Source organism: Streptomyces sp. NPDC005820 (assembly GCF_040630255.1).
In the GTDB taxonomy this organism is placed as follows: Bacteria; Actinomycetota; Actinomycetes; order Streptomycetales; family Streptomycetaceae; genus Streptomyces.
In genome coordinates, this window is record NZ_JBEXXE010000028.1 from 114,666 (window position 1) to 134,347 (window position 19,682).

At 72.5% G+C, this 19,682-nt stretch carries 18 protein-coding genes and 1 pseudogene; 12 read left to right on the forward strand and 7 right to left on the reverse strand.

The features are described from left to right. The first annotated feature begins 22 nt into the window (after positions 1 to 22). The 6 genes and pseudogenes from ABZ464_RS31320 to ABZ464_RS31345 all read left to right on the forward strand — a co-directional run bounded on the left by ABZ464_RS31320 (position 23) and on the right by ABZ464_RS31345 (position 6,674). A complete protein-coding gene (locus tag ABZ464_RS31320) occupies positions 23 to 1,309 on the forward strand; it encodes an MFS transporter (RefSeq protein WP_359282298.1) in 1,287 nt (428 codons plus the stop codon). A gap of 101 nt (positions 1,310 to 1,410) precedes the next feature. Then, a complete protein-coding gene (locus ABZ464_RS31325; protein WP_359282300.1) occupies positions 1,411 to 2,115 on the forward strand; it encodes a hypothetical protein in 705 nt (234 codons plus the stop codon). Next, on the forward strand, positions 2,102 to 3,022 hold the full coding sequence (locus ABZ464_RS31330; protein WP_359282302.1) for a class F sortase: 921 nt from the start codon (positions 2,102 to 2,104) through the stop codon (positions 3,020 to 3,022). Before ABZ464_RS31325 ends, ABZ464_RS31330 begins: the two co-directional genes overlap by 14 nt. 135 nt (positions 3,023 to 3,157) lie before the next feature. Further along, positions 3,158 to 4,546, forward strand: a complete 1,389-nt coding sequence (locus ABZ464_RS31335; protein WP_359282305.1) for an aldehyde dehydrogenase family protein — start codon at positions 3,158 to 3,160, stop codon at positions 4,544 to 4,546. A gap of 33 nt (positions 4,547 to 4,579) precedes the next feature. Continuing rightward, positions 4,580 to 5,191: pseudogene (locus ABZ464_RS31340) on the forward strand (zinc-binding dehydrogenase); the annotation flags it as partial. Positions 5,192 to 5,348: 157 nt separating this feature from the next. Further along, positions 5,349 to 6,674: an MFS transporter gene (locus ABZ464_RS31345; protein ID WP_359282306.1), complete on the forward strand. Its 1,326-nt coding sequence runs from the start codon at positions 5,349 to 5,351 to the stop codon at positions 6,672 to 6,674. Here the strand turns inward: ABZ464_RS31345 and ABZ464_RS31350 are convergent. From ABZ464_RS31350 to ABZ464_RS31360, 3 genes are all read right to left on the reverse strand, one after another. Then, on the reverse strand, positions 6,666 to 7,592 hold the full coding sequence (locus tag ABZ464_RS31350; protein ID WP_359282387.1) for a DMT family transporter: 927 nt from the start codon (positions 7,590 to 7,592) through the stop codon (positions 6,666 to 6,668). The two genes, ABZ464_RS31345 and ABZ464_RS31350, sit on opposite strands and share 9 nt — an antisense overlap. Positions 7,593 to 7,652: 60 nt before the next feature. Next, on the reverse strand, positions 7,653 to 8,357 hold the full coding sequence (locus tag ABZ464_RS31355) for a helix-turn-helix domain-containing protein (RefSeq protein WP_359282308.1): 705 nt from the start codon (positions 8,355 to 8,357) through the stop codon (positions 7,653 to 7,655). Positions 8,358 to 8,480: 123 nt separating this feature from the next. Then, positions 8,481 to 9,122 carry a TetR/AcrR family transcriptional regulator gene (locus ABZ464_RS31360; RefSeq protein ID WP_359282310.1) on the reverse strand — a complete coding sequence of 214 codons (642 nt, stop codon included), beginning with the start codon at positions 9,120 to 9,122 and terminating at the stop codon, positions 8,481 to 8,483. Between the two features lie 69 nt (positions 9,123 to 9,191). Here ABZ464_RS31360 and ABZ464_RS31365 point away from each other — a divergent pair, with 69 nt between their 5' ends. The 3 genes from ABZ464_RS31365 to ABZ464_RS31375 all read left to right on the forward strand — a co-directional run bounded on the left by ABZ464_RS31365 (position 9,192) and on the right by ABZ464_RS31375 (position 11,418). Then, positions 9,192 to 10,343 (forward strand): acyl-CoA dehydrogenase family protein, encoded by a 1,152-nt coding sequence (locus ABZ464_RS31365; RefSeq protein WP_359282389.1) that lies wholly within the window; start codon positions 9,192 to 9,194, stop codon positions 10,341 to 10,343. 61 nt (positions 10,344 to 10,404) lie between these two features. Continuing rightward, positions 10,405 to 10,692 (forward strand): YiaA/YiaB family inner membrane protein, encoded by a 288-nt coding sequence (locus ABZ464_RS31370; RefSeq protein ID WP_359282313.1) that lies wholly within the window; start codon positions 10,405 to 10,407, stop codon positions 10,690 to 10,692. A gap of 99 nt (positions 10,693 to 10,791) precedes the next feature. Beyond that, entirely contained in the window at positions 10,792 to 11,418 is a 627-nt protein-coding gene (locus ABZ464_RS31375; RefSeq protein ID WP_359282314.1) for a TetR/AcrR family transcriptional regulator, read from the forward strand. A 17-nt stretch (positions 11,419 to 11,435) separates the two neighbouring features. Here the strand turns inward: ABZ464_RS31375 and ABZ464_RS31380 are convergent, their stop codons facing one another. Then, a complete protein-coding gene (locus tag ABZ464_RS31380; protein WP_359282316.1) occupies positions 11,436 to 11,897 on the reverse strand; it encodes a MaoC family dehydratase in 462 nt (153 codons plus the stop codon). Between the two features lie 83 nt (positions 11,898 to 11,980). Here ABZ464_RS31380 and soxR point away from each other — a divergent pair, with 83 nt between their 5' ends. Continuing rightward, positions 11,981 to 12,442: a redox-sensitive transcriptional activator SoxR gene (soxR, locus tag ABZ464_RS31385; protein WP_359282318.1), complete on the forward strand. Its 462-nt coding sequence runs from the start codon at positions 11,981 to 11,983 to the stop codon at positions 12,440 to 12,442. A gap of 88 nt (positions 12,443 to 12,530) precedes the next feature. On the opposite strand, the gene ABZ464_RS31390 is transcribed toward soxR, so the two are convergent. Beyond that, positions 12,531 to 13,607 carry an RNA ligase (ATP) gene (locus ABZ464_RS31390; protein WP_359282320.1) on the reverse strand — a complete coding sequence of 359 codons (1,077 nt, stop codon included), beginning with the start codon at positions 13,605 to 13,607 and terminating at the stop codon, positions 12,531 to 12,533. 164 nt (positions 13,608 to 13,771) lie between these two features. Between ABZ464_RS31390 and ABZ464_RS31395 the strand changes: the two genes are divergently transcribed. Beyond that, positions 13,772 to 14,506: a hypothetical protein gene (locus tag ABZ464_RS31395; RefSeq protein WP_359282321.1), complete on the forward strand. Its 735-nt coding sequence runs from the start codon at positions 13,772 to 13,774 to the stop codon at positions 14,504 to 14,506. A gap of 108 nt (positions 14,507 to 14,614) precedes the next feature. On the opposite strand, the gene ABZ464_RS31400 is transcribed toward ABZ464_RS31395, so the two are convergent. Beyond that, positions 14,615 to 15,223: a hypothetical protein gene (locus tag ABZ464_RS31400; protein WP_359282324.1), complete on the reverse strand. Its 609-nt coding sequence runs from the start codon at positions 15,221 to 15,223 to the stop codon at positions 14,615 to 14,617. Positions 15,224 to 15,435: 212 nt separating this feature from the next. On the opposite strand from ABZ464_RS31400, the gene ABZ464_RS31405 reads away from it, so the two are divergent. Further along, positions 15,436 to 18,225, forward strand: a complete 2,790-nt coding sequence (locus tag ABZ464_RS31405) for a penicillin acylase family protein (protein WP_359282326.1) — start codon at positions 15,436 to 15,438, stop codon at positions 18,223 to 18,225. 23 nt (positions 18,226 to 18,248) lie between these two features. Here ABZ464_RS31405 and ABZ464_RS31410 read toward each other — a convergent pair whose 3' ends face one another. Continuing rightward, a complete protein-coding gene (locus ABZ464_RS31410) occupies positions 18,249 to 19,535 on the reverse strand; it encodes a serine-threonine protein kinase (protein WP_359282328.1) in 1,287 nt (428 codons plus the stop codon). Between the last annotated feature and the right edge of the window lie 147 nt (positions 19,536 to 19,682).

The following is a 19,682-nucleotide window of genomic DNA, read 5'->3' on the forward strand; positions in this document are numbered from 1 at the left end:
CTCCGAGCACAGGGAGGACCTCGTGAGGCCCGGCAGGAACCGCGGCTGGCTGCTCCGACTCGTCATCGCCTTCTCCTTCGCGCAGGGGGCGGTGTCGATGGCCCGGCCCGCCGTCTCCTACCGGGCCCTCGCGCTGGGCGCCGACGAACGGGCCGTCGGCGTCATCGCGGGCGTCTACGCGCTGTTGCCGCTCTTCGCCGCCGTACCGCTCGGCCGCCGCACGGACCACGGCCGCTGCGCCCCGCTGCTGCCGGTGGGCGTGGTCCTCATCTCGGGCGGCTGCGCCCTGAGCGGCCTCGCCGGCTCCCTGTGGGCGATGGCCCTGTGGAGCGGGGTGATGGGCCTCGGCCACCTGTGCTTCGTCATCGGCTCCCAGTCGCTCGTCGCCCGCCAGTCCGCCCCGCACGAACAGGACCGCAACTTCGGTCACTTCACCATCGGCGCCTCCCTCGGCCAACTCGTCGGCCCGGTCGCGGCGGGCGCCCTGATCGGCGGCGACGACATGGCGCACAGCAGCGCGCTCGCCCTGCTCGTCGCGGGCGCGGGCTGCGCGGTCGCGTTCACGTCCCTGTGGCGCATAGAGGACCGCGATACGACGTCCAAGTCCCGTACGGCGGACGGCGAGCGCGTCCCCGTCGGCCGCATCCTGCGCGCCCGGGGCGTCCCGGCCGGCATCTTCGTCAGCCTCGCCGTGCTCTCCGCGACCGACATCCTCACCGCCTATCTCCCGGTGGTCGGCGAACACCGGGGCATCGCGCCCGCGGTGATCGGCGTCCTGCTGAGCGTCCGCGCGGCGGCCACCATCGCCTGCCGGCTCGTCCTCACCCCGCTGCTCAGGCTGCTCGGCCGGACGCTGCTGCTCGCGGTGACCTGTCTGCTGGCGGCCCTGCTGTGCGCGGGGATCGCGCTGCCGGTGCCGGTCTGGGCGCTCGGCGTGATCCTCGCCGTCCTCGGCTTCTGCCTCGGGGTCGGGCAGCCGCTGTCCATGACGACGGTCGTGCAGGCCGCGCCCGACGGCGCCCGCTCCACGGCCCTCGCGCTGCGGCTCACCGGCAACCGCCTCGGCCAGGTCGCCGCGCCCGCCACGGCGGGGCTGGTCGCCGGGGTCGCGGGGGTGGCGGCGCCCTTCGTGATGCTGGGCGCGCTGCTGTTGCTGTCGTCGGGGGTGGCGCTGCGCTCCCCGGCGAAGCCGGCCGAGGTGGCCGAGGGGGCGGAGAGGGCGGAGAGGGCGGAGAGGGCCGGGGCGCCGGAAGGGGGCGCCGGGGCACGCAGTTCCGGGTCGAGCGTGGGCCGGACGAGGGACAGTTGACGGAGCGTAGGGCGAGGCGCCCCTCGTAGGGCGCGCGCATGTGACAAAGAGTCAGACGAAGAGTGATTTGTATGAAAATCATCTGACTCGGAGGAGCCTGCATGCACGTCACGCCCCGCCCCCGCCGCGCCGGCGCCCGTATCGCCGCCCTCGCGGCCCTCACCGTCGCGGGGAGCGCCCTGACCGGGGTGCACGCCTTCGCCGCCGCCAACGGGGACATCAAGATCCACGACGCCGAGACCGGCGTAGAACTGCCGGAGAACGACCCGCACGTCTGCCTCTTCTACCTGGACGCCTTCAACTTCGACCCGAACGAGCACGCCTCCTGGACCATCGTGACCCAGCCGCCGTCGTCCGGACCGGACGGCGCCAGCGGCGAGATCACCCTCGACGCCACGGGGGCGGGTCGCAGCGAGGACATCTCGCTCCCCAACGGGCACTACAAGCTCACCTTCACGACGGCCGACGGCGACGGCGCGGGCAAGCAGAAGGTCTTCTGGGTCGACTGCCCCTCCGGCTCGCCGAGCCCCACGGGCACCCCCACCGGCACTCCCACGGGCACCCCCAGCACACAGCCCCCGACCACGGAGCCCCCGACCACTCAGCCGCCCACCACCGAGCCCCCGACCACCAAGCCGCCGCACGGCTACCCCGGCGGCCCCCACGGCGGTCCGCCCGCCGGCGGCGGCGGTCTCGCCCGGGACGCGGCCTTCGGTCCGGTGGCCGGTGCGGCCGCCGTAGGCGTGGCCGCGGTCGGCGGAGTGGTCTGGTTCCGGCTCCGTCGCCGTCCGCATGGCGCCGCGTAGACGGCGGCGCAGGCGCAGGCCCTGGTACCACACGCGCGCCTACCGCCTGACCCGGACGGTCGTGCTGACCGCCGCGCTGGTCACGGGGTGCGTGCACTGGACCCAGGACGAGGAACCCCCGGGCGCGGCGGCGGCCGGCCCGGGGGGCTCCGCCCGGGTCGCCGGAGCGGAACCCGGCGACCCCGCCGACGGCCGGGGCCCGCTCGCCTCGCCCCGCCCCCAGGACGGCGACTCCCGCCCCCGGAGCGCGCCTTCCCCCGGCGAACCCCACGACTCCCCGGGCGGATCCCCCGGAGTACGCCCGCAGCAGCCCACTGCGGGCCCCCCGCCCCGGCCCGCCCAGCCGACCCAGGCCGGCCCCGGCCGCCCGGGAACGACCTCGGCCGGCCCCGGCTCCACCGCGGCCGTCCCCCCGTCACTCCCCTCCCTCCCGCACTCCCGTGCCCTCCGACTCCTCATCCCCTACATCAGCGTGGACGCCCCGGTCCTGGACCTCCGGCTCGACGACCGGCGTCGGCTGCCCGCGCCCGCCGAGAACGACGCCCACCGTGTCGGCTGGTACGCGGACGGTCCGGGGCCGGGCGAGCGGGGGACCGCCGTGGCCGTCGGGCACCTCGACACCGACAGCGGTCCGGCCGTCTTCGCGGGCCTGTCGGAGCTGAAGCGGGGCAAGCTGATCGAGGTCCGCCGGGCCGACGGCCGTACCGCCGTCTACGCCGTCGACGCCCTGCGCAAGTACGAGAAGGCGCACTTCCCCAACGGCGAGGTGTACGGCGACCGCGGCCGCCCCGAGCTGCGGCTGATCACCTGCGGCGGCGCCTTCCACCGCAGGACCGGCTACGACGGCAACCTCGTCGTCTTCGCCCACTTCACCCGCGTACTCGAACCGGACCCCCGCCCCCGCTGACCCGAACCAGACCGTCCGGTTTCTCACCGTCGGGCACTCACCCGTGGTGGCGCAGTCGCCCGGAGGCCCCTGGTGCCGGAAAACTAACGACGCTAGTTTGGGGCGCGGACGACCACCCCCGCCGGAAGGAACGCGATGAAGGCACACGACGGCATCTATCTCGACGGCGCCTGGCGCCCCGCCGCGGGCCGGGACGTGATCGAGGTCGTCGACCCGGCCGACGAGCAGGTGATCGCCCGGGTCCCGGCCGGTGACGCCGAGGACGTCGACGCCGCCGTACGGGCCGCCCGGGCCGCGCTCCCCGCCTGGGCGGCCACCCCGCCCGCCGAGCGCGCCGCCCGCCTGACCGCGCTCCGGGACGCACTGGCGAGCCGCAAGGACGAGATCGCCGAGACCGTCACCGCCGAACTCGGCGCGCCGCCCGCCCTCGCCCAGGCGGTCCACGCGGGCCTGCCGATCGCGGTCGCGGGCTCCTACGCCGAACTCGCCGCCACGCACTCCTTCGAGGAGAAGGTCGGCAACTCCACCGTCCTGCACGAGCCGATCGGCGTGGTCGCCGCCATCACGCCCTGGAACTACCCGCTGCACCAGATCGTCGCCAAGGTCGCCCCGGCCCTGGCCGCCGGCTGCACGGTGGTCCTCAAGCCCGCCGAGGACACCCCGCTCACCGCCCAGCTCTTCGCCGAGGCCGTCCACGAGGCCCGGGTCCCGGCCGGGGTGTTCAACCTCGTCACCGGCCTCGGCCCGGTCGCGGGCCAGGCCCTCGCCGAGCACCCCGGCGTCGACCTGGTCTCCTTCACCGGCTCCACGGCCGTCGGCAGGCGGATCGCCGCCACGGCCGGCGCCGCGATCAAGAAGGTCGCCCTCGAACTCGGCGGCAAGTCCGCCAACGTCATCCTGCCGAGTGCCGACCTAGCCAGGGCGGTCAACGTCGGCGTCGCCAACGTGATGTCCAACTCCGGCCAGACATGCAGCGCCTGGACCCGCATGCTGGTCCACCGCGACCGGTACGAGGAGGCCGTCGAGCTGGCCGGGGCCGCCGCCGCCAAGTACGGCGACCGCATCGGCCCGCTGGTGAACGCCAAGCAGCAGGCACGCGTGCGGGGTTACATCGAGCAGGGCGTCGCCGAGGGCGCCCGGCTGGTCGCGGGCGGCCCCGAATCCCCGCGCGAGCGCGGCTACTTCGTCGCACCCACCGTCTTCGCCGACGTCACCCCCGAGATGACCGTCGCCCAGGAGGAGATCTTCGGCCCGGTCCTGTCGATCCTCCGCTACGAGGACGAGGAGGACGCCCTGCGCATCGCCAACGGCACGGTCTACGGACTGGCCGGCGCGGTCTGGGCGGGGGAGGAGGCCGAGGCGGTCGCCTTCGCCCGGCGCATGGACACCGGCCAGGTCGACATCAACGGCGGCCGCTTCAACCCGCTCGCCCCGTTCGGCGGCTACAAGCAGTCGGGCGTCGGCCGTGAGCTCGGCGCGCACGGTCTCGCCGAGTATCTCCAGACCAAGTCCCTGCAGTTCTGAGGAGATCGCCGCCATGGTCCGCGCCGCCGTACTGCCCTCCTCGGCTGCGCGGTCCTCACCGGATACGGCGCCGTCCACCACTCCGCGCGCGTCCGCGCCGGTGAGACCGTCGCCGTGTTCGGCGTGGGCGGGGTGGGTCTGGCCACCCTGCAGGCCGCCCGGATCGCCGGCGCCTCCACGATCGTCGCCGTGGACGTCTCCCCCGAGAAGGAGGAACTGGCGCGGGCGGCGGGCGCCACCGCGTACGTGGTCGCCTCCGATCGGACGGCCCGCGAGATCCGCGGCCTCACCGGCAAACAGGGGGTCGACGTGGCCGTGGAGTGCGTGGGCCGCGCCGTCACCATCCGTACGGCCTGGGAGTCCAGCCGGCGCGGCGGCCGCACCACCGTCGTCGGCATCGGCGGCAAGGACCAGCAGGTCACCTTCAACGCCCTGGAACTCTTCCACTGGGGCAGGACCCTGTCCGGCTGCGTCTACGGCAACTCGGACCCGGCGCGGGACCTGCCGGTGCTCGCCGACCACGTCCGCGCGGGCCGCCTCGACCTCTCCGCGCTGGTCACCGAACACATCGCCCTCGACGGCATCCCGGCGGCCTTCGAGAACATGCTCGCGGGCAAGGGCGGCCGGTCCCTGGTGGTCTTCTAGGGACACCCCCCGGTCCTTTTCCGACTCTTTCCCCTCCCTTTGGCCGGGCCCGGTTGCGGGTCCGGCCGAAGAAGCTCCGCACAGCCCGTTGACCACATACCGTCCGGTCAGTATGTTCCCCGGAACGTCCCCAGAGCACCCCCTGGAGTGTGCACGCATGGACACGTTCCCCACCGCTCACCCGACCCCCACCGCGGCCCCGGCGCCCCCCCATCGCCGCCGCGTCGCCACCGCCGCCGCCCTCGCCTCGGCCGTCGAGTGGTACGACTACTTCGTCTTCGGCATCGCCGCCGCCCTCGTCCTCGGCGATCTGTACTTCCCGGCCGGCAGCTCCACCGCCGGCGTCCTCGCCGCCTTCGCCACCTTCGCCGTCGGCTTCCTCGCCCGCCCGATCGGCGGCATCGTCGCGGGCCAACTCGGCGACAAGCGCGGCCGCAAGCCCATGCTGGTCCTCGCGCTCACCCTCATGGGCCTGGCCACCACCGCCATCGGCCTCCTCCCGACGTACGACACCATCGGCGTCGCCGCGCCGATCCTGCTCGTCCTCCTCAGGGTCGTCCAGGGCGTCGCGGTCGGCGCCCAGTGGGGCGGCGCGATGCTGCTGGCCACCGAGTACGCCCCCGAGGGCAAGCGGGGCCTGTACGGCAGCGTCGTCCAACTCGGCGTCCCCATCGGCGTGGTGACCGCCAACACCGCCTTCCTCCTCGCCGGCGCCCTCACCACCGACAGCGCCTTCGCCGCCTGGGGCTGGCGCGTCCCCTTCGTGGTCGGCCTGTTCGTCCTCGTCCTCGCCCGCTACATCCACACCCACGTCGAGGAGACCCCCGAATTCCGGGCCGCCGAACGGGCGTTGAGCGAGCAGGAGAAGTCCGGGCAGAACTCCCCGCTGCGCATGATCCTGCGCGAGCACCTCGGCACGGTCCTGCTCGCGGGCGGCTCCTTCGCCGTGAACACGGCCGCCTTCTACATCCTCATCACCGGCGTCCTCGACTACACCACCCGCGAGCTCGGCATGGCCCGCGGGCCCGTGCTCGCCGTCTCCCTCGGCGTCAGCCTCACCCAGCTGGCCCTGATCCCGCTCTCCGCCGCCCTCTCCGACCGTCTCGGCCGGATCCGGATCTACGCGTTCGGCGCGGCCGGCATCGCCCTGTGGGCCGTACCGATGTTCCTGCTGATCGACACGGGCTCACTGCTGTGGCTGGCGGTCGGCAGCTTCGTCGCCGGCTGCTTCCTCAGCATCATGTACGGCCCCCAGGCCGCCCTCTTCGCCGAACTGTTCACCCCCGAGATGCGCTACACCGGCGCCTCCCTCGGCTACCAGATCGCCGCCGTCGCGGGCGGCGGCCTGGCCCCCTTCGTCATGGTCCTGCTGCTGGAGGCGACGGGCACCTCCCTCGCGGTGTCCGCCTACATCGTCGCCCTCGCCGTGCTCGCGCTGATCTCCATCAAGGTCCTCGCCGGCCGGGCGGCCCGCTCACGCTGACACGTCCTCCTCCTCGGGCCGCGGCTCCGCCGCCGCGGCCCGCCGCGTCCTCGACCGCGACACCGCCACGCCCGCCAGACACAGCGCCCCGCCCGCCAGCGTCAGCAGCCCCGGCACCTCGCCGAGCGCCAGCCACGACATCAGCACCACCACCGCGGGCACGGCGTACGTCGTCGCCCCCATCCGTCCGGCCGTCGTCCGGGCCAGCGCGTACGCCCAGGTCGTGAAGGCCAGCGCGGTCGGCACGACACCCAGATAGACCATGTTGAGGGTGGCGGACGCCGGAGCCTTTGCGGCCTCCCGGACCAGCTGCCCGGCGAACGGCAGACACAGCACCGCCCCCACCGCGCACCCGAACGCCGTCACCTGCAGCGCGCTCGCGTGCCCGAGCGCCGGCTTCTGCGCCACCACCCCGCCCGCGTACGCCACGGCCGCCACCAGACAGAGCACCACCCCGAGCAGCGAGGACCCGCCCCCGCCCGACATCGACAGCCCTACGGTCACCGCGCCCGCGAAGGACACCGCCATCCCGGCCAGCAGCCTCGGCGGCAGCGCGTCCCCCAGGAACCGTGCGCTCAGCAGCGCGATGAGCAGCGGGCCGATGTTCACCACCAGGGCCGCCGTCCCCGCGTCCACCTGCTGCTCGCCCCAGTTCAGGACCACCATGTACACGCCGAACCAGAGCGCGCCCGAGACCGCGATCCCACGCCGGGCGGCCCTCGGCGGCCACCCCTCACGCCGTACGGCACACAGCACCCCCAGCACCAGCGCACCGGCCAGCAGCCGGCCCAGCGCCAGTGCGCCCGGGGAGTACGCGCCCCCGGCACTGCGGATCGAGACGAAGGCGGAGGCCCAGGCCAGAACGGTGAAGCCGGCCGCACCCGCGGCGAGCAGCTCCGGACGACGAGCGGTGTTCATCATGCTCCCGAGGCTAGAAAGAGGAGGGGCGAGTCGGCTCGCGGATTTCGGACGCGTGCGTCAGCGCAGAGCGGCCCGCTCGACGCCCAGCAGATCGGCGAGGGCCCGTTCCCCGTCCGCCGTCACCCGGACCGCCCGCTCGGAGCCGATCCGTTCGCACCAGCCGGTGTCGAGGGCGTGCCGGCACAGGGCCGCGCCCGCGACCCCCGCGAGGTGGGGGCGGCGTTCCGTCCAGTCCAGACAGGCCCGGGCCAGCGGGCGGCGGCCCGCCCGGTCGAGCGGGATGCCGGCCGCCGCGAACCAGCGCAGTCCCACGTCGGTCAGCGCGAAGCCGGTGTCCTGGCGCAGGAGCCCGCGTGCGCCGAGCGCGTCCGCGAGGGCGATGCCGAGGCGGCCGGCGAGGTGGTCGTAGCAGGTGCGGCCGCGCGCCATCGCGGACCTCGCGGTCGCGGCGCGCAGAGTCTTCGGGCGTGCGTCCGGGGCGACCTGGGCGGCGAGGTCCTCCACGAGCTCGGCGATGCGGGGGTCGGCGAGGCGGACGTAACGGTGTCTGCCCTGCCGTTCCTCGGCCAGGAGTCCGCCGCTGACCAGTTTGCCGAGGTGCTCGCTGAGCGTGGACGGGGCGACGCCCGCGTGGCGGGCCAGCTCGCCGGCCGTCCATGCCCTGCCGTCCAGCAGGGCGAGGAGGCAGGTGGCTCGGGTTTCGTCGGCGATCAGTGCCGCGAGGGCGGCCAGGCCCCGTGCCCTTGTGTCCCTGGTGGTCATGTTTTCCAGGATGGGGGACGGACGGTTCGGTGGGCGCCGAAGTGTTTTGGCTGCGGGTGCGTGAGGGCCGGTCGCGCCCACGCGGCGGAGCCGCATGTCGATACGGCCCCGCGCCCCTTCGGATCAGGACAGGTCGCGGTGTTGCATGGCCAGGCCGTCCAGCAACGCCGTCAAGCCCGTCTCGAAGGCCCGTTCGTCGATCTTCTCCTGTTGGTCGGCCAGGAGGTGGGCCTGGCCGAGGTGGGGGTAGTCCGCGGGGTCGTAGGCCTCGGCGTCGTCGACGAAACCGCCGGCGAAGGAGCCCAGTGCGGAGCCCATGATGAAGTAGCGCATCAGGGCGCCGATGGAGGTGGCCTGGGCGGGGGGCCAGCCCGCGGCCACCATCGCGCCGTAGACCGCGTCGGCGACCCTGAGGCCGGCCGGGCGGCGGCCCGGGCCCTGGGCGAGGACCGGGACGATGTTCGGGTGGTCGCGCAGGGCGGCGCGGTAGGAGACCGCCCAGTCGTGCAGCGCGGTCCGCCACTCGCGGCCGTCCTCGAACATCGACAGGTCGATCTGGGCGCTCACCGAGTCGGCGACGGCCTCCAGGATCTCGTCCTTGGTGCGGAAGTGGTTGTAGAGCGAGGGCCCGCTGACCCCCAGTTCGGCGGCGAGCCGGCGGGTGGAGACGGCCGCCAGGCCCTCCCCGTCCACCAGCGCCCGTGCGGTCTCGACGATCCGGTCGGTGCTGAGAAGGGGCTTGCGCGGTCGGGCCATGGCGCACATAGTAGGGCTGCGACCAGAAACTAGCAGTGCTAATTTAAATGTCCGGCTTTCAAGTGAGGTGTTCTCGTGGTGCATCTGGGGCTCAGTGACGAGCAGGAGGCCGTCCGACGGCTGGCCCGGGACTTCGTCGAGCGCGAGATCACCCCCCATGTGATCGCCTGGGACCGTGCCGAGGAGGTGGACCGGGGCATCGTGAAGAAGCTCGGCGAGGTCGGCTTCCTGGGGCTGACGATCGACGAGGAGTACGGCGGATCGGGCGGTGACCATCTCGCGTACTGCCTGGTCACGGAGGAGCTGGGGCGCGGCGACTCGTCCGTGCGCGGGATCGTCTCGGTGTCGTTGGGGCTGGTCGCGAAGACGATCGCGGCCTGGGGGAGCGAGGAGCAGAAGCGACGCTGGCTGCCCGGGCTGACCTCCGGCGCGCTGGTCGGCTGCTTCGGCCTCACCGAGCCCGGCACCGGCTCGGACGCGGGCAACCTCGCCACCCGGGCCGTGCGCGACGGCGACTCGTATGTGATCAACGGCAGCAAGATGTTCATCACCAACGGCACCTGGGCCGACGTCGTCCTGCTCTTCGCCCGCTCCACGGACGCCCCCGGCCACAAGGGCGTCTCCGCCTTCCTGGTCCCCGCCGACACCCCCGGCCTCACCCGCCGCACCGTCCACGGCAAGCTCGGTCTGCGCGGCCAGGCCACCGCCGAACTGGTCCTCGAGGATGTCCGGGTGCCCGCGTCCGCCCTGCTCGGCGCGGAGGGCAAGGGCTTCTCGGTCGCCATGTCCGCCCTCGCCAAGGGCCGGATGTCGGTCGCGGCGGGCTGTGTCGGCATAGCCCAGGCCGCCCTGGACGCGGCCGTGCGGTACGCGGGCGAGCGCGAGCAGTTCGGCAGGTCCATCGCCCACCACCAGCTGATCCAGGAGCTGATCAGCGACATCGCCGTGGACGTCGACGCGGCCCGGCTGCTGACCTGGCGGGTCGCCGATCTGATCGACCGCGGGCTGCCGTTCGCCGTCGAGTCCTCCAAGGCCAAGCTCTTCGCCTCCGAGGCCGCCGTCCGCGCCGCCAACAACGCCCTCCAGGTCTTCGGCGGCTACGGCTACATCGACGAGTACCCGGCGGGCAAACTGCTGCGCGACGCCCGGGTGATGACCCTGTACGAGGGCACCAGCCAGATCCAGAAGCTGGTCATCGGGCGGGCGCTGACGGGAGTGTCGGCGTTCTGAGTACCCGTCTGAGTACGCGTACGGATATGGCGCGCGCCACATCGGCGGGATCCTGTCGCCCATGAGTGACACACCGGTCAAACAGCAGAACACGGCCGCGTTCTACGGGCAGGCCGTCGCGTCCTTCGCCATCGCCATGGCGGCCACGGCGATCGGGATCTATCAGATGAACGCCGACGCCTGGGTGCGCGCGTTCCTGGCCATCGCGGTCCTGTACCTGGTGACCTCCACCTTCACCCTGGCGAAGGTGATCCGTGACCGGCAGGAGGCGGGGGCGATCGTGAACCGGGTCGACCAGGCCCGGCTGGAGAAACTGCTCGCCGAGCACGACCCCTTCGAGAAGATCTAGCGGGTTCGAGGGTTTTCCCTGGGCTGAGCGGCCACACTAAGCGGCCGCTCACCTTCGGCGGTATGGTGGACCGACTGTACCGAGAGGGGCGAGCGAGGGATGAGTACGGCTCAGGAGACGGCCGGCGGCGAGATCGAGCCGTGGGACGAGGTCACCCCTGACGCGGCCCGGCGACTGCTCGTCGCCGCCGTGGAGGCGTTCGCCGAACGCGGCTACCACGCGACGACGACCCGTGACATCGCGGGCCGCGCGGGCATGAGCCCGGCCGCCCTTTACATCCACTACAAGACCAAGGAAGAGCTGCTCCACCGCATCAGCCGGATCGGCCACGACCGGGCGCTGGACATCCTGCGCACGGCGGCGGCCGGCGAGGGCAGTGCGACCCAGCGGCTCGCGGAGGCCGTGAGCTCCTTCGTCCGCTGGCACGCCGGGCGGCGCACCACGGCCCGGGTCGTCCAGTACGAACTCGACGCCCTCGGGCCCGACGCCCGCGCCGAGATCCTCGGCCTCCGCCGGCAGGTCGACGCCGAGGTGCGCGGGATCATCCAGGACGGGGTGACGGCGGGGGAGTTCCAGGTCATCGACGTGCACGGCACCACGCTCGCCGTGCTCTCCCTGTGCATCGACGTGGCCCGCTGGTTCAACGTCGACGGACCCCGCACACCGGACGAGGTCGGCGCGCTCTACGCCGACCTCGTGCTGCGGATGGTGGGCGCGGCGGAGTAGGGGCCGCGCCCGGGGCCCTAGAGGTAGTACCGGGAGACGGACTCCGCGACGCACACCGGCTTGTCCCCGCCCTCGCGCTCCACGCTGAAGACGACGGTGACCTGGACACCGCCGGTGACGTCCTCGACGCCGGTGATCGTCGCGGTGGCGCGCAGCCGGGAGCCGACCGGGACGGGCGAGGGGAAACGCACCTTGTTCGTGCCGTAGTTGACGCCCATCTTCACGTTCTCGACGGTGATCAGCTGCGGTCCGAACAGCGGCAGCAGGGACAGGGTCAGATACCCGTGGGCGATGGTGGTCCCGAACGGGCCCGCGGCGGCCTTCTCCGGGTCGACGTGGATCCACTGGTGGTCACCGGTGGCGTCGGCGAACAGGTCGATCCGCTTCTGGTCGATCTCCAGCCAGTCGGTGTATCCCAGCTGCTCGCCCACCGCCGCCTTCAGTTCCTCGGCGGACGTGAAGATCCTCGGCTCTGCCATGTCGTCTCGGGCCCTCTCGCGCGGTCTCATCTGCTAAGCGACTGCTTAGCATGGTAGCGGACGGGGGCGGTAGGGTTCGAGGGGTGCCGCAGATTCCCGAGAAGGTTCACGAGCTGACGGTCGGGCAGCTCGCCGCACGCAGCGGCGCCGCCGTCTCCGCCCTGCACTTCTACGAGTCCAAAGGGCTGATCACCAGCCGCCGGACCGCGGGCAACCAGCGCCGCTACCACCGCGACACGCTCCGCAGGGTCGCCTTCGTACGCGCCGCCCAGCGGGTCGGGATCCCCCTCGCCACGATCCGCGAGGCACTCCTGGAGCTCCCCGAGGAGCGCACGCCCACCCGCGAGGACTGGGCGCGGCTCTCCGAGAGGTGGCGGGCGGAACTGGACCGACGCATCCAGCAACTGAACCGCCTGCGGGATCACCTCACCGACTGCATCGGCTGCGGCTGCCTCTCCCTGGACACGTGCGTGCTGTCCAACCCGGACGACGTCTTCGGTGACCGCCTGACGGGGTCGCGCCTGCTGGGCGAACGCCGGAGGTAGGGGGCGCGGCGTCCGTCGTACGGCTGCGGCGCCGTCGTGGCCGTTCGCGCGGTTCCCCGCGCCCCTGGGTCGGGACAGTCCCGTCCCCTTACTCGTACTCCGTCCCGCCCTTCCGGGTCAGATACGCGCCGCTCACCGCCTTCGCGATCGCCCGGCCGCCCGTCACCGGGCTGTACCGCTCGGTCGCGGGGCGGATCACCACGCCCTCCCGCAGATGCAGCCCGCGCCCGGACACGGTCTCCCGGCCGGTCGCGATCCCGAGGACGGCCTCACTGTCGTACGGCCCCTCGAACAGTCGGGGCACCAGCGGCAGGACCCCCTCCAGCAGCCCCGTCACCTCCGCCGCGTCCAGCCACCGCACCACACCCCCGACCTCCACGGACACATCGAACACCGCGTACCCGAGCGTCTCGCGCCGCCCGTCCGCGCCGTACGTCAGGTCCTGCACCCCGGCGCCGAACACCTCCCCGAAGACACCGACCCGCCGTGCCCCGAGCCGCTCGGCGACGCGGGCCGCCGCCTCCGCGACGCCGTGGCCGCGCACCGCCCGCCAGTACAGGTTCCGCGGGTCCTCCACCAGCGCCAGCGACTTCGCGCCGAAGCCCTTCGAGGACACATGCACCCGCCCGTCGCCCGCGACATACGTCAGCAGGCACGCCGAACCGTGCAGCTTCTCGGTGAGGACCACGGGCTCGCCGGGCTCGAAGATGCCCGGGTAGCGCTGGATGTTCTCGATGTCGACCCACGGCAGCAGATCCGCCGCCGCCTCGACGTCCCCGTTCATGGTGGGCGGGATCGGCGGCACCCACTTCACGATGCCGAGCCGCTCCGCGAAGTCCGTGCCCTCCGCCGCCGCCCGCACCAGATCGACCTCCGCCAGCGCCTTCGGCCGGCACACGATGCCCTGCGACAGCTCGCCCCGCAGTCGCACCGCCTTCACCCGGTCCGACCTGCTGCCCGCCAGTCGCCCGGTCAGCCCCAGCTCCTCGACCAGCGCCGACGGCAGCACCGCCTGCTCGGGGATGTAGAGGGCGGCCTCACCGGTGCGGTACGCGCCCTTGGCGACGACGGCCCGGTACAGGCCGACCTGGGCCAGTTCGAGGGCGTCGGCGTTGGGGTGCTCGTGCACGGTCAGGACTTCGGCGGTGACGCGCAGCGTCGACATCGAGGGGCTCCTTCGGTTCCTCAGCAAGGTTTCATCATCCCCAACTGTCCTTGCGGGAAAGGGGTGGAGCCAGTCGATTAGGGGCTGGTAACGTCGCGCTCTTCGGCCGCCGGCCGCGCCCTCGCGCAGCCGACGCGCACGGAGTCCCGGCAGGACGAACTCCCATGCCCTCCACGGCCCTCGCCGCCGCCCTCGCGGACATCGACACGGTCTTCAACGGTTTCGCCAGTCCGCACGAGACCGGCTGCGCACTCTGTCACCTGCCCGAGGAGACCGCGTACCTGCGCACCCCGTACACACGCGTCCCCCCGGACGTCCTGCGGAGGTACGCCTTCGAGGGCTCCCTCCACTTCGACGACCACACCGCGTCCATGCGCCGGCTGCTCCCGCAGACCGCACACGCCCTCGCCGACGGCACCCTGGACGGCATCGGCTGGGGTGTCCCGGGTATCGCGCGGGCGGCCTGGCGCACCTGGCCGGCCGAACAGGCGGCGGCGATAGAGGCGTTCGTGCTCGCCTGGTGGCAGGACACCCTTGCCACGCTCACCCCGCCGTACCCGGTCGCGTACGTGTTCGAGACCTGTGTCCTGATCCTCGACGACCTCGCCCCGCTCCTCGACCGCTGGGAGCCCGGCCCGGTAGCCGACGCGCACCTCGCGGACTGCGCCGTGCGATGGGAGTGCGAACTCGTCTTCGACGAGCTGCCGTTCTCCTGGTGGGCCCCGGACGACGAGCCCGCCGTCCTCGCCGCGCTCCAGGCCTGGCTCGCCGCACGCGCCCCCGCCTGCCTGCGCACGGCGGGTGAGCACGATCTCGCGCTGCGCGCCGAACTCCTGGCCCTGCCGCACGGCGAACGCTGGGCGCACCCGTACTGGTACGGCCCCTCCGTCGCCGACTGAGCCCCGGGCGCCGATCGGCATCGGTACCCGAATCGGTATCCAAGGGGGGTGCGGCATCCCCGGCGCACCCCCGGCGTGCTCTCGCGCTCCCGTGCTCTCAGGGGGACCTCAGGCCGACACCGACACCAGCAGCCGTCCGCGCCGGGCGTACGCCAGCGCCTCGGGGGTGAGGACGGGCCGCGGCACGAGGATGCCGCAGTCCGCGCAGACCGGCCCCGACGACGGTTCGTGGTCCAGGTCGTACTTCCACTGCAGGCGCTCGCCGCCGCAGACCGGACACGAGTGACCCGGTTCCCGTTCCAGCGCGCTGATCAGCCGGCGCAGCACCTCGGCCAGCGGTGCACGGGGGTGGACCCGCGGGTCGTCGCACCACGCCACGCCGAAGCCGCCCCAGGTGAGCCGGTGCCAGTCGTCGACGCTGCCCGGCCTGCGCAGCCCGTCGTGCTTCTCCTTCTTGCGGCGCTCGGCGAACTCGACCTCGTAGGCCAGCCAGACCGCCCGCGCCTCCTCCAGCTCGTCCAACGCGGCCACGAGCCGCGCCGGGTCGGGGGAGCGGTCCTCGGGCCCGAACCCGGCCCGGGAGCACAGATGGTCCCAGGTCGCCCGGTGCCCGTAGGGGGCGAACCGTTCAAGGCACTTGCGGAGCGAGTAACGCCGCAGTGCCAGATCGCACCGAGCGTCTCGCGCCTGTCTCGCCAGACTCCGGAAACCCGCCATCGCCTTGCACCTCCGTCACATCTGCACCTGTACTTCGGTCACTTCGGCGTCGTCGTACGGACGTCGTCGAATAGACGTATCGACATGCGATTCGGCTCCCTCCGATCTCCACGGGCCGCCACCTGCCGAAAACTTGACGCATGTTCATCTTCAATCCCGGGGATACCGCCGGTAACCTTCCGCCGATTCCCCCGCGTCGCTAGGAGCAGCCGATGCCACGGCGAACCCCCCGCTTCACTCTCGACAGACTGAGAACTCCCGGCAGATTCCCCGGGTTCCTGAAGACCGCATCCATATGCGCGCTCATTGCCGGTCTTTTGTCGCCCCTTGCCCAGACGACGGCCGCGGCGGCCGACGTCACCGCCGCGAACGACTACTGCGGCGGCCAGTGTTCCGACATCCTGCCGCCCGGCGAGAACGGCAACGCCACCCTCGCGCAGATCCTGGTCAACCAGGCCTTCGGCACCCAGCCCGACCACGCCGAGGACCAGCTCGGCCCCTACGCCAACCTGGCCAAGGGCTACTCCGGCCTCACCAACGCCACGATCAACACCTTCTTCAACGACGCGTCGTTCGGTGTCGCTTCCGATCAAGTCGCCTCCACCCTGAACCCCGCCGGCCGCACCGATGTGACGATCGTCCGCGACAAGAAGACGGGCGTTCCGCACATCACCGGTACCACCAGATACGGCACCGAGTTCGGCGCCGGGTATGCCGCCGCCCAGGACCGGCTGTGGCTGATGGACGTCTTCCGCCACGTCGGCCGCGGACAGCTCACCACCTTCGCCGGCGGCGACCCCGCCAACCAGGGTCTCGAGCAGCAGTTCTGGCGCAACGCTCCGTACACCGAGGCAGACCTCCAGGCCCAGATCGACAACGCCGTCGCGAACAACGGCACCCGCGGCCAGCAGGCCCTCGCGGACGCGAACGCCTACCTCGACGGCATCAACTCCTACATCGACGCCTCCGACAGCGGTCGCTACTTCCCCGGTGAGTACGTCCTGACCGGCCACAAGGACTCAATCACCAACGCGGGCACCATCGACCACTTCAAGATCACCGACATGGTGGCGCTCGCCTCGGTGATCGGCGCCCTCTTCGGCTCCGGCGGCGGGGGCGAGGTCAACAACGCCATCTCGCTGCTCGAGGCGCAGGAGAAGTACGGCGTGACGGAGGGCACCAAGGCCTGGGAGGCGTTCCGCGAACGCAACGACCCCGAGGCCGCCCTCACCGTCCACAACGGCGAGAGCTTCCCGTACGGCGCCAAGCCCGACACCGCGCAGGGCCAGGCGCTGCCGGACTCCGGCTCGGTCAGCACCCAGCCGCTGGTCTACGACGCCACCGGCACCGGCGGCGACCAGAGCGCCTCCGCCACCGCCGCGGCGGCCACCGCGACCGCCCTCAGCTCGGCCCGGCGCGGGATGTCCAACGCCCTCGTCGTCAGCGGCAAGTACACCGCGAGCGGCCACCCGATCGCCGTCTTCGGACCGCAGACCGGCTACTTCGCCCCGCAGCTGCTCATGCTCCAGGAGATCCAGGGCCCGGGCATCAGCGCCCGCGGCGCCTCCTTCGCGGGGCTGAGCATGTACGTCGAACTGGGCCGCGGCCAGGACTACTCGTGGTCCGCCACGACCTCCGGCCAGGACATCATCGACACCTACGCGGTCGAACTGTGCCAGGACGACTACCACTACCTGTACCACGGCACCTGCACGGCCATGGACGTGGTCGAGCAGAAGAACACCTGGAAGCCGACCACCGCCGACGACACCGCCGCGGGCTCGTACACGATGCGGGTGTACCGCACCAAGTACGGCCCCGTGGAGTACCGGGCGACCGTCGGCGGCAAGAAGGTCGCCTACACCACCCTGCGCTCGTCGTTCATGCACGAGGCCGACTCCATCATCGGCTTCCAGATGCTGAACGACCCGGACTACGTCAAGAGCCCGCAGACCTTCCAGAGCGCGGTGCAGCACATCAACTACACCTTCAACTGGTTCTACGCCGACTCCACCCACACCGCGTACTACAACAGTGGCAACAACCCGGTGCGCGCGAGCGGCGTCGACTCCGAGTTCCCGGTGTGGGCGCAGGCGGCGTACGAGTGGAAGAACTGGGTGCCGGCCACCAACACGGCCACGTACACCGCGGCCTCGGAGCACCCCAACTCCATCGACCAGGACTACTACATCTCCTGGAACAACAAACAGGCCCTGAACTACACCACGGCCTCCTGGGGCGACGGCTCGGTGCACCGCGGCAACCTCCTGGAGAGCCGGGTCAAGGCGCTGGTCGCGGCCGGCGGGGTCACCCGGGCCTCCCTGGTGAAGGCCATGGCGGACGCCTCCCTCGCGGACCTGCGCGCCGAGGACGTCCTGCCCAACCTGCTGAAGGTGATCAACAGCTCCACGGTCACCGACTCCACGGCCGCGGCGGCGGTCACCAAGCTGCAGACCTGGCTGACCGCGGGCGGCAAGCGCACCGAGACCTCGGCCGGCTCGAAGACCTACGCCAACGCCGACGCGATCCGCATCCTGGACGCCTGGTGGCCGCTGCTGGTCCAGGGCGAGTTCGAACCCGGTCTCGGCACCGACCTGTACACCGCGATCACCGCCAACCTCCCGATCGACGAGTCCCCCTCGGCCGCCCACGGGCCGACCGGGGCGCACGCCGGAAGCTCCTTCCAGTACGGCTGGTGGAGCTATGTCGACAAGGACATCCGGGCCGTGCTCGGCCAGACCGTGCAGGGCGGGCTGACGCAGAAGTACTGCGGCGGCGGCACGCTCAGCGGCTGCCGGGACGTCCTGATCAGCACCCTGAAGACGGCGGCCGGCAAGACCGCGGCCCAGGTCTACCCGGGTGACACCCTGTGCTCGGCGGGCGACCAGTGGTGCGCCGACTCGATCGTCCAGCGCACCCTGGGCGGCATCAAGCACTACAACATCAGCTGGCAGAACCGGCCCACCTTCCAGCAGGTGGTCGAGTTCACGTCCCACCGCTAGCCGGTACGACGGCGGGCCGCGTCCTAGGTGATGCGGCCCGCCGCCAGCACCACCCGCGCCAGCTCGGGGTGCACGATGTCACTGTGCGCCCCGGCCGGCGCCCCGCCCCGCCGGACCACCTCGGCCGCGTCGATGTTCACGCACCCCGAGGCCGGCAGCCTCCCGTCGGCCAGCGCCTCGGCGAGCCGGTACGCGCGCGTGTCCGGCACCGACTGCACCCCGTCGTGCCCCATGGCGCCCCACTTGGCCCCCAGGACCTCCCCGACGAGCCCCCGGGCGTCGCCGGCCATCCTGGACGCCAGCGGGTACATCGTGCCCAGCGCCTGGTCGAACCGCGAGTAGCAGCACACCAGGGGACCGTCGATCCGGTTCTGGTGTCCCTGGAGCACCCCTTGCGCGGCGAACGCGTAGTGCGAGAAGGCGCCCTGGAGCAGCGTCACCGACTTCACCGTGCGCACCCCCTCGGGCAGCCCGCGCAGCGCGAACGACACCAGCCGGCCGCCGAAGCTGTGGCCCACCAGATGCACCCGCACCCCGGGTGCCGCCTTGGCCAGCCGCCCGATCAGCGGCCCGAGCCCCCGCTCGCCGACCGTCCCCGCGCGCCGCTTCATCGCGTAGTACGTCGCCTGCCGCAGCAGTTCCTTCGCCCCGTCCCAGGGGTTGGGCAGCGCGAAGCCGCGTACCTCGCCGTCGCCGTCGCCGCCGAGGCCGGCCAGGGCCGTCGCGAACCCGGTGCAGGCCGCCGCCGTCGACCCGGTGAACATCTCCGGCTCGTCCTGCGGCACGCCCTCGGCGAGGGTGTCGGCGGCGAACGGCGCCTGCGGGCCCGGCGGGACCGCGTCCACCAGCTCCCGCACCAGCCGGCCGAACTCCTCCAGCTCGCTCTCCTCCGGGGGGCGCTGCTCCAGCAGCCGTGCGATGCTCTCGACCACCGTGGCCCGGCCCGGGAAGGTCTCCAGGAGCGCGTGCCGGGTGCCGTCGTCCAGGCCCGGGGTCGAGACCGCCGCCGCGGTGTGCGGGAAGTCCGGGATCGGCTCGTCGCAGAAGCGCATCGACGGCCAGACCACGCCCGCGTAGCCGATCCTCGCGGCCGGCGGGGCGAGGGCGGGGATCGGGGCGAAGAAGGCGCTGTAGAGGCGGGTGGCGCCGGAGCGGTCGTTGTTCCAGCCGTGGGAGAAGAGGATCAGGTCGTGGATCCCGCTCTTCCGCACCCCGGTCAACAGGCGGTCGCGCTGTGCGGTGTCCGTGTCGCCGTCCGCGTCGAAGGTCAGTTCCCAGTACGGGCTCACGCTCATCGTCGGCTGTGCCATGTGGCTTCGCTCCCGTCCCCCGGGCTTGTGCGATGTGCGGCGTATCGTCCTGCTAACCGGCGAACTTGGCCATACGTCATGGGTTGTGTTTCGGGTGCGGGTTCGTGGGGGCCGTTCGCGCCCACGCGGCGGAGCCGCATATCGATA

Bases quoted from the DNA above. Each gene is read 5' to 3' on its own strand.
- ABZ464_RS31325 (WP_359282300.1), top strand. From the start codon at position 1,411: ATGCACGTCACGCCCCGCCCCCGCCGCGCCGGCGCCCGTATCGCCGCC.
- ABZ464_RS31330 (WP_359282302.1), top strand. From the start codon at position 2,102: ATGGCGCCGCGTAGACGGCGGCGCAGGCGCAGGCCCTGGTACCACACG.
- ABZ464_RS31335 (WP_359282305.1), top strand. From the start codon at position 3,158: ATGAAGGCACACGACGGCATCTATCTCGACGGCGCCTGGCGCCCCGCC.
- ABZ464_RS31345 (WP_359282306.1), top strand. From the start codon at position 5,349: ATGGACACGTTCCCCACCGCTCACCCGACCCCCACCGCGGCCCCGGCG.
- ABZ464_RS31350 (WP_359282387.1), bottom strand. From the start codon at position 7,592: ATGAACACCGCTCGTCGTCCGGAGCTGCTCGCCGCGGGTGCGGCCGGC.
- ABZ464_RS31355 (WP_359282308.1), bottom strand. From the start codon at position 8,357: ATGACCACCAGGGACACAAGGGCACGGGGCCTGGCCGCCCTCGCGGCA.
- ABZ464_RS31360 (WP_359282310.1), bottom strand. From the start codon at position 9,122: ATGTGCGCCATGGCCCGACCGCGCAAGCCCCTTCTCAGCACCGACCGG.
- ABZ464_RS31370 (WP_359282313.1), top strand. From the start codon at position 10,405: ATGAGTGACACACCGGTCAAACAGCAGAACACGGCCGCGTTCTACGGG.
- ABZ464_RS31375 (WP_359282314.1), top strand. From the start codon at position 10,792: ATGAGTACGGCTCAGGAGACGGCCGGCGGCGAGATCGAGCCGTGGGAC.
- ABZ464_RS31380 (WP_359282316.1), bottom strand. From the start codon at position 11,897: ATGGCAGAGCCGAGGATCTTCACGTCCGCCGAGGAACTGAAGGCGGCG.
- ABZ464_RS31390 (WP_359282320.1), bottom strand. From the start codon at position 13,607: ATGTCGACGCTGCGCGTCACCGCCGAAGTCCTGACCGTGCACGAGCAC.
- ABZ464_RS31395 (WP_359282321.1), top strand. From the start codon at position 13,772: ATGCCCTCCACGGCCCTCGCCGCCGCCCTCGCGGACATCGACACGGTC.
- ABZ464_RS31400 (WP_359282324.1), bottom strand. From the start codon at position 15,223: ATGGCGGGTTTCCGGAGTCTGGCGAGACAGGCGCGAGACGCTCGGTGC.
- ABZ464_RS31405 (WP_359282326.1), top strand. From the start codon at position 15,436: ATGCCACGGCGAACCCCCCGCTTCACTCTCGACAGACTGAGAACTCCC.
- ABZ464_RS31410 (WP_359282328.1), bottom strand. From the start codon at position 19,535: ATGGCACAGCCGACGATGAGCGTGAGCCCGTACTGGGAACTGACCTTC.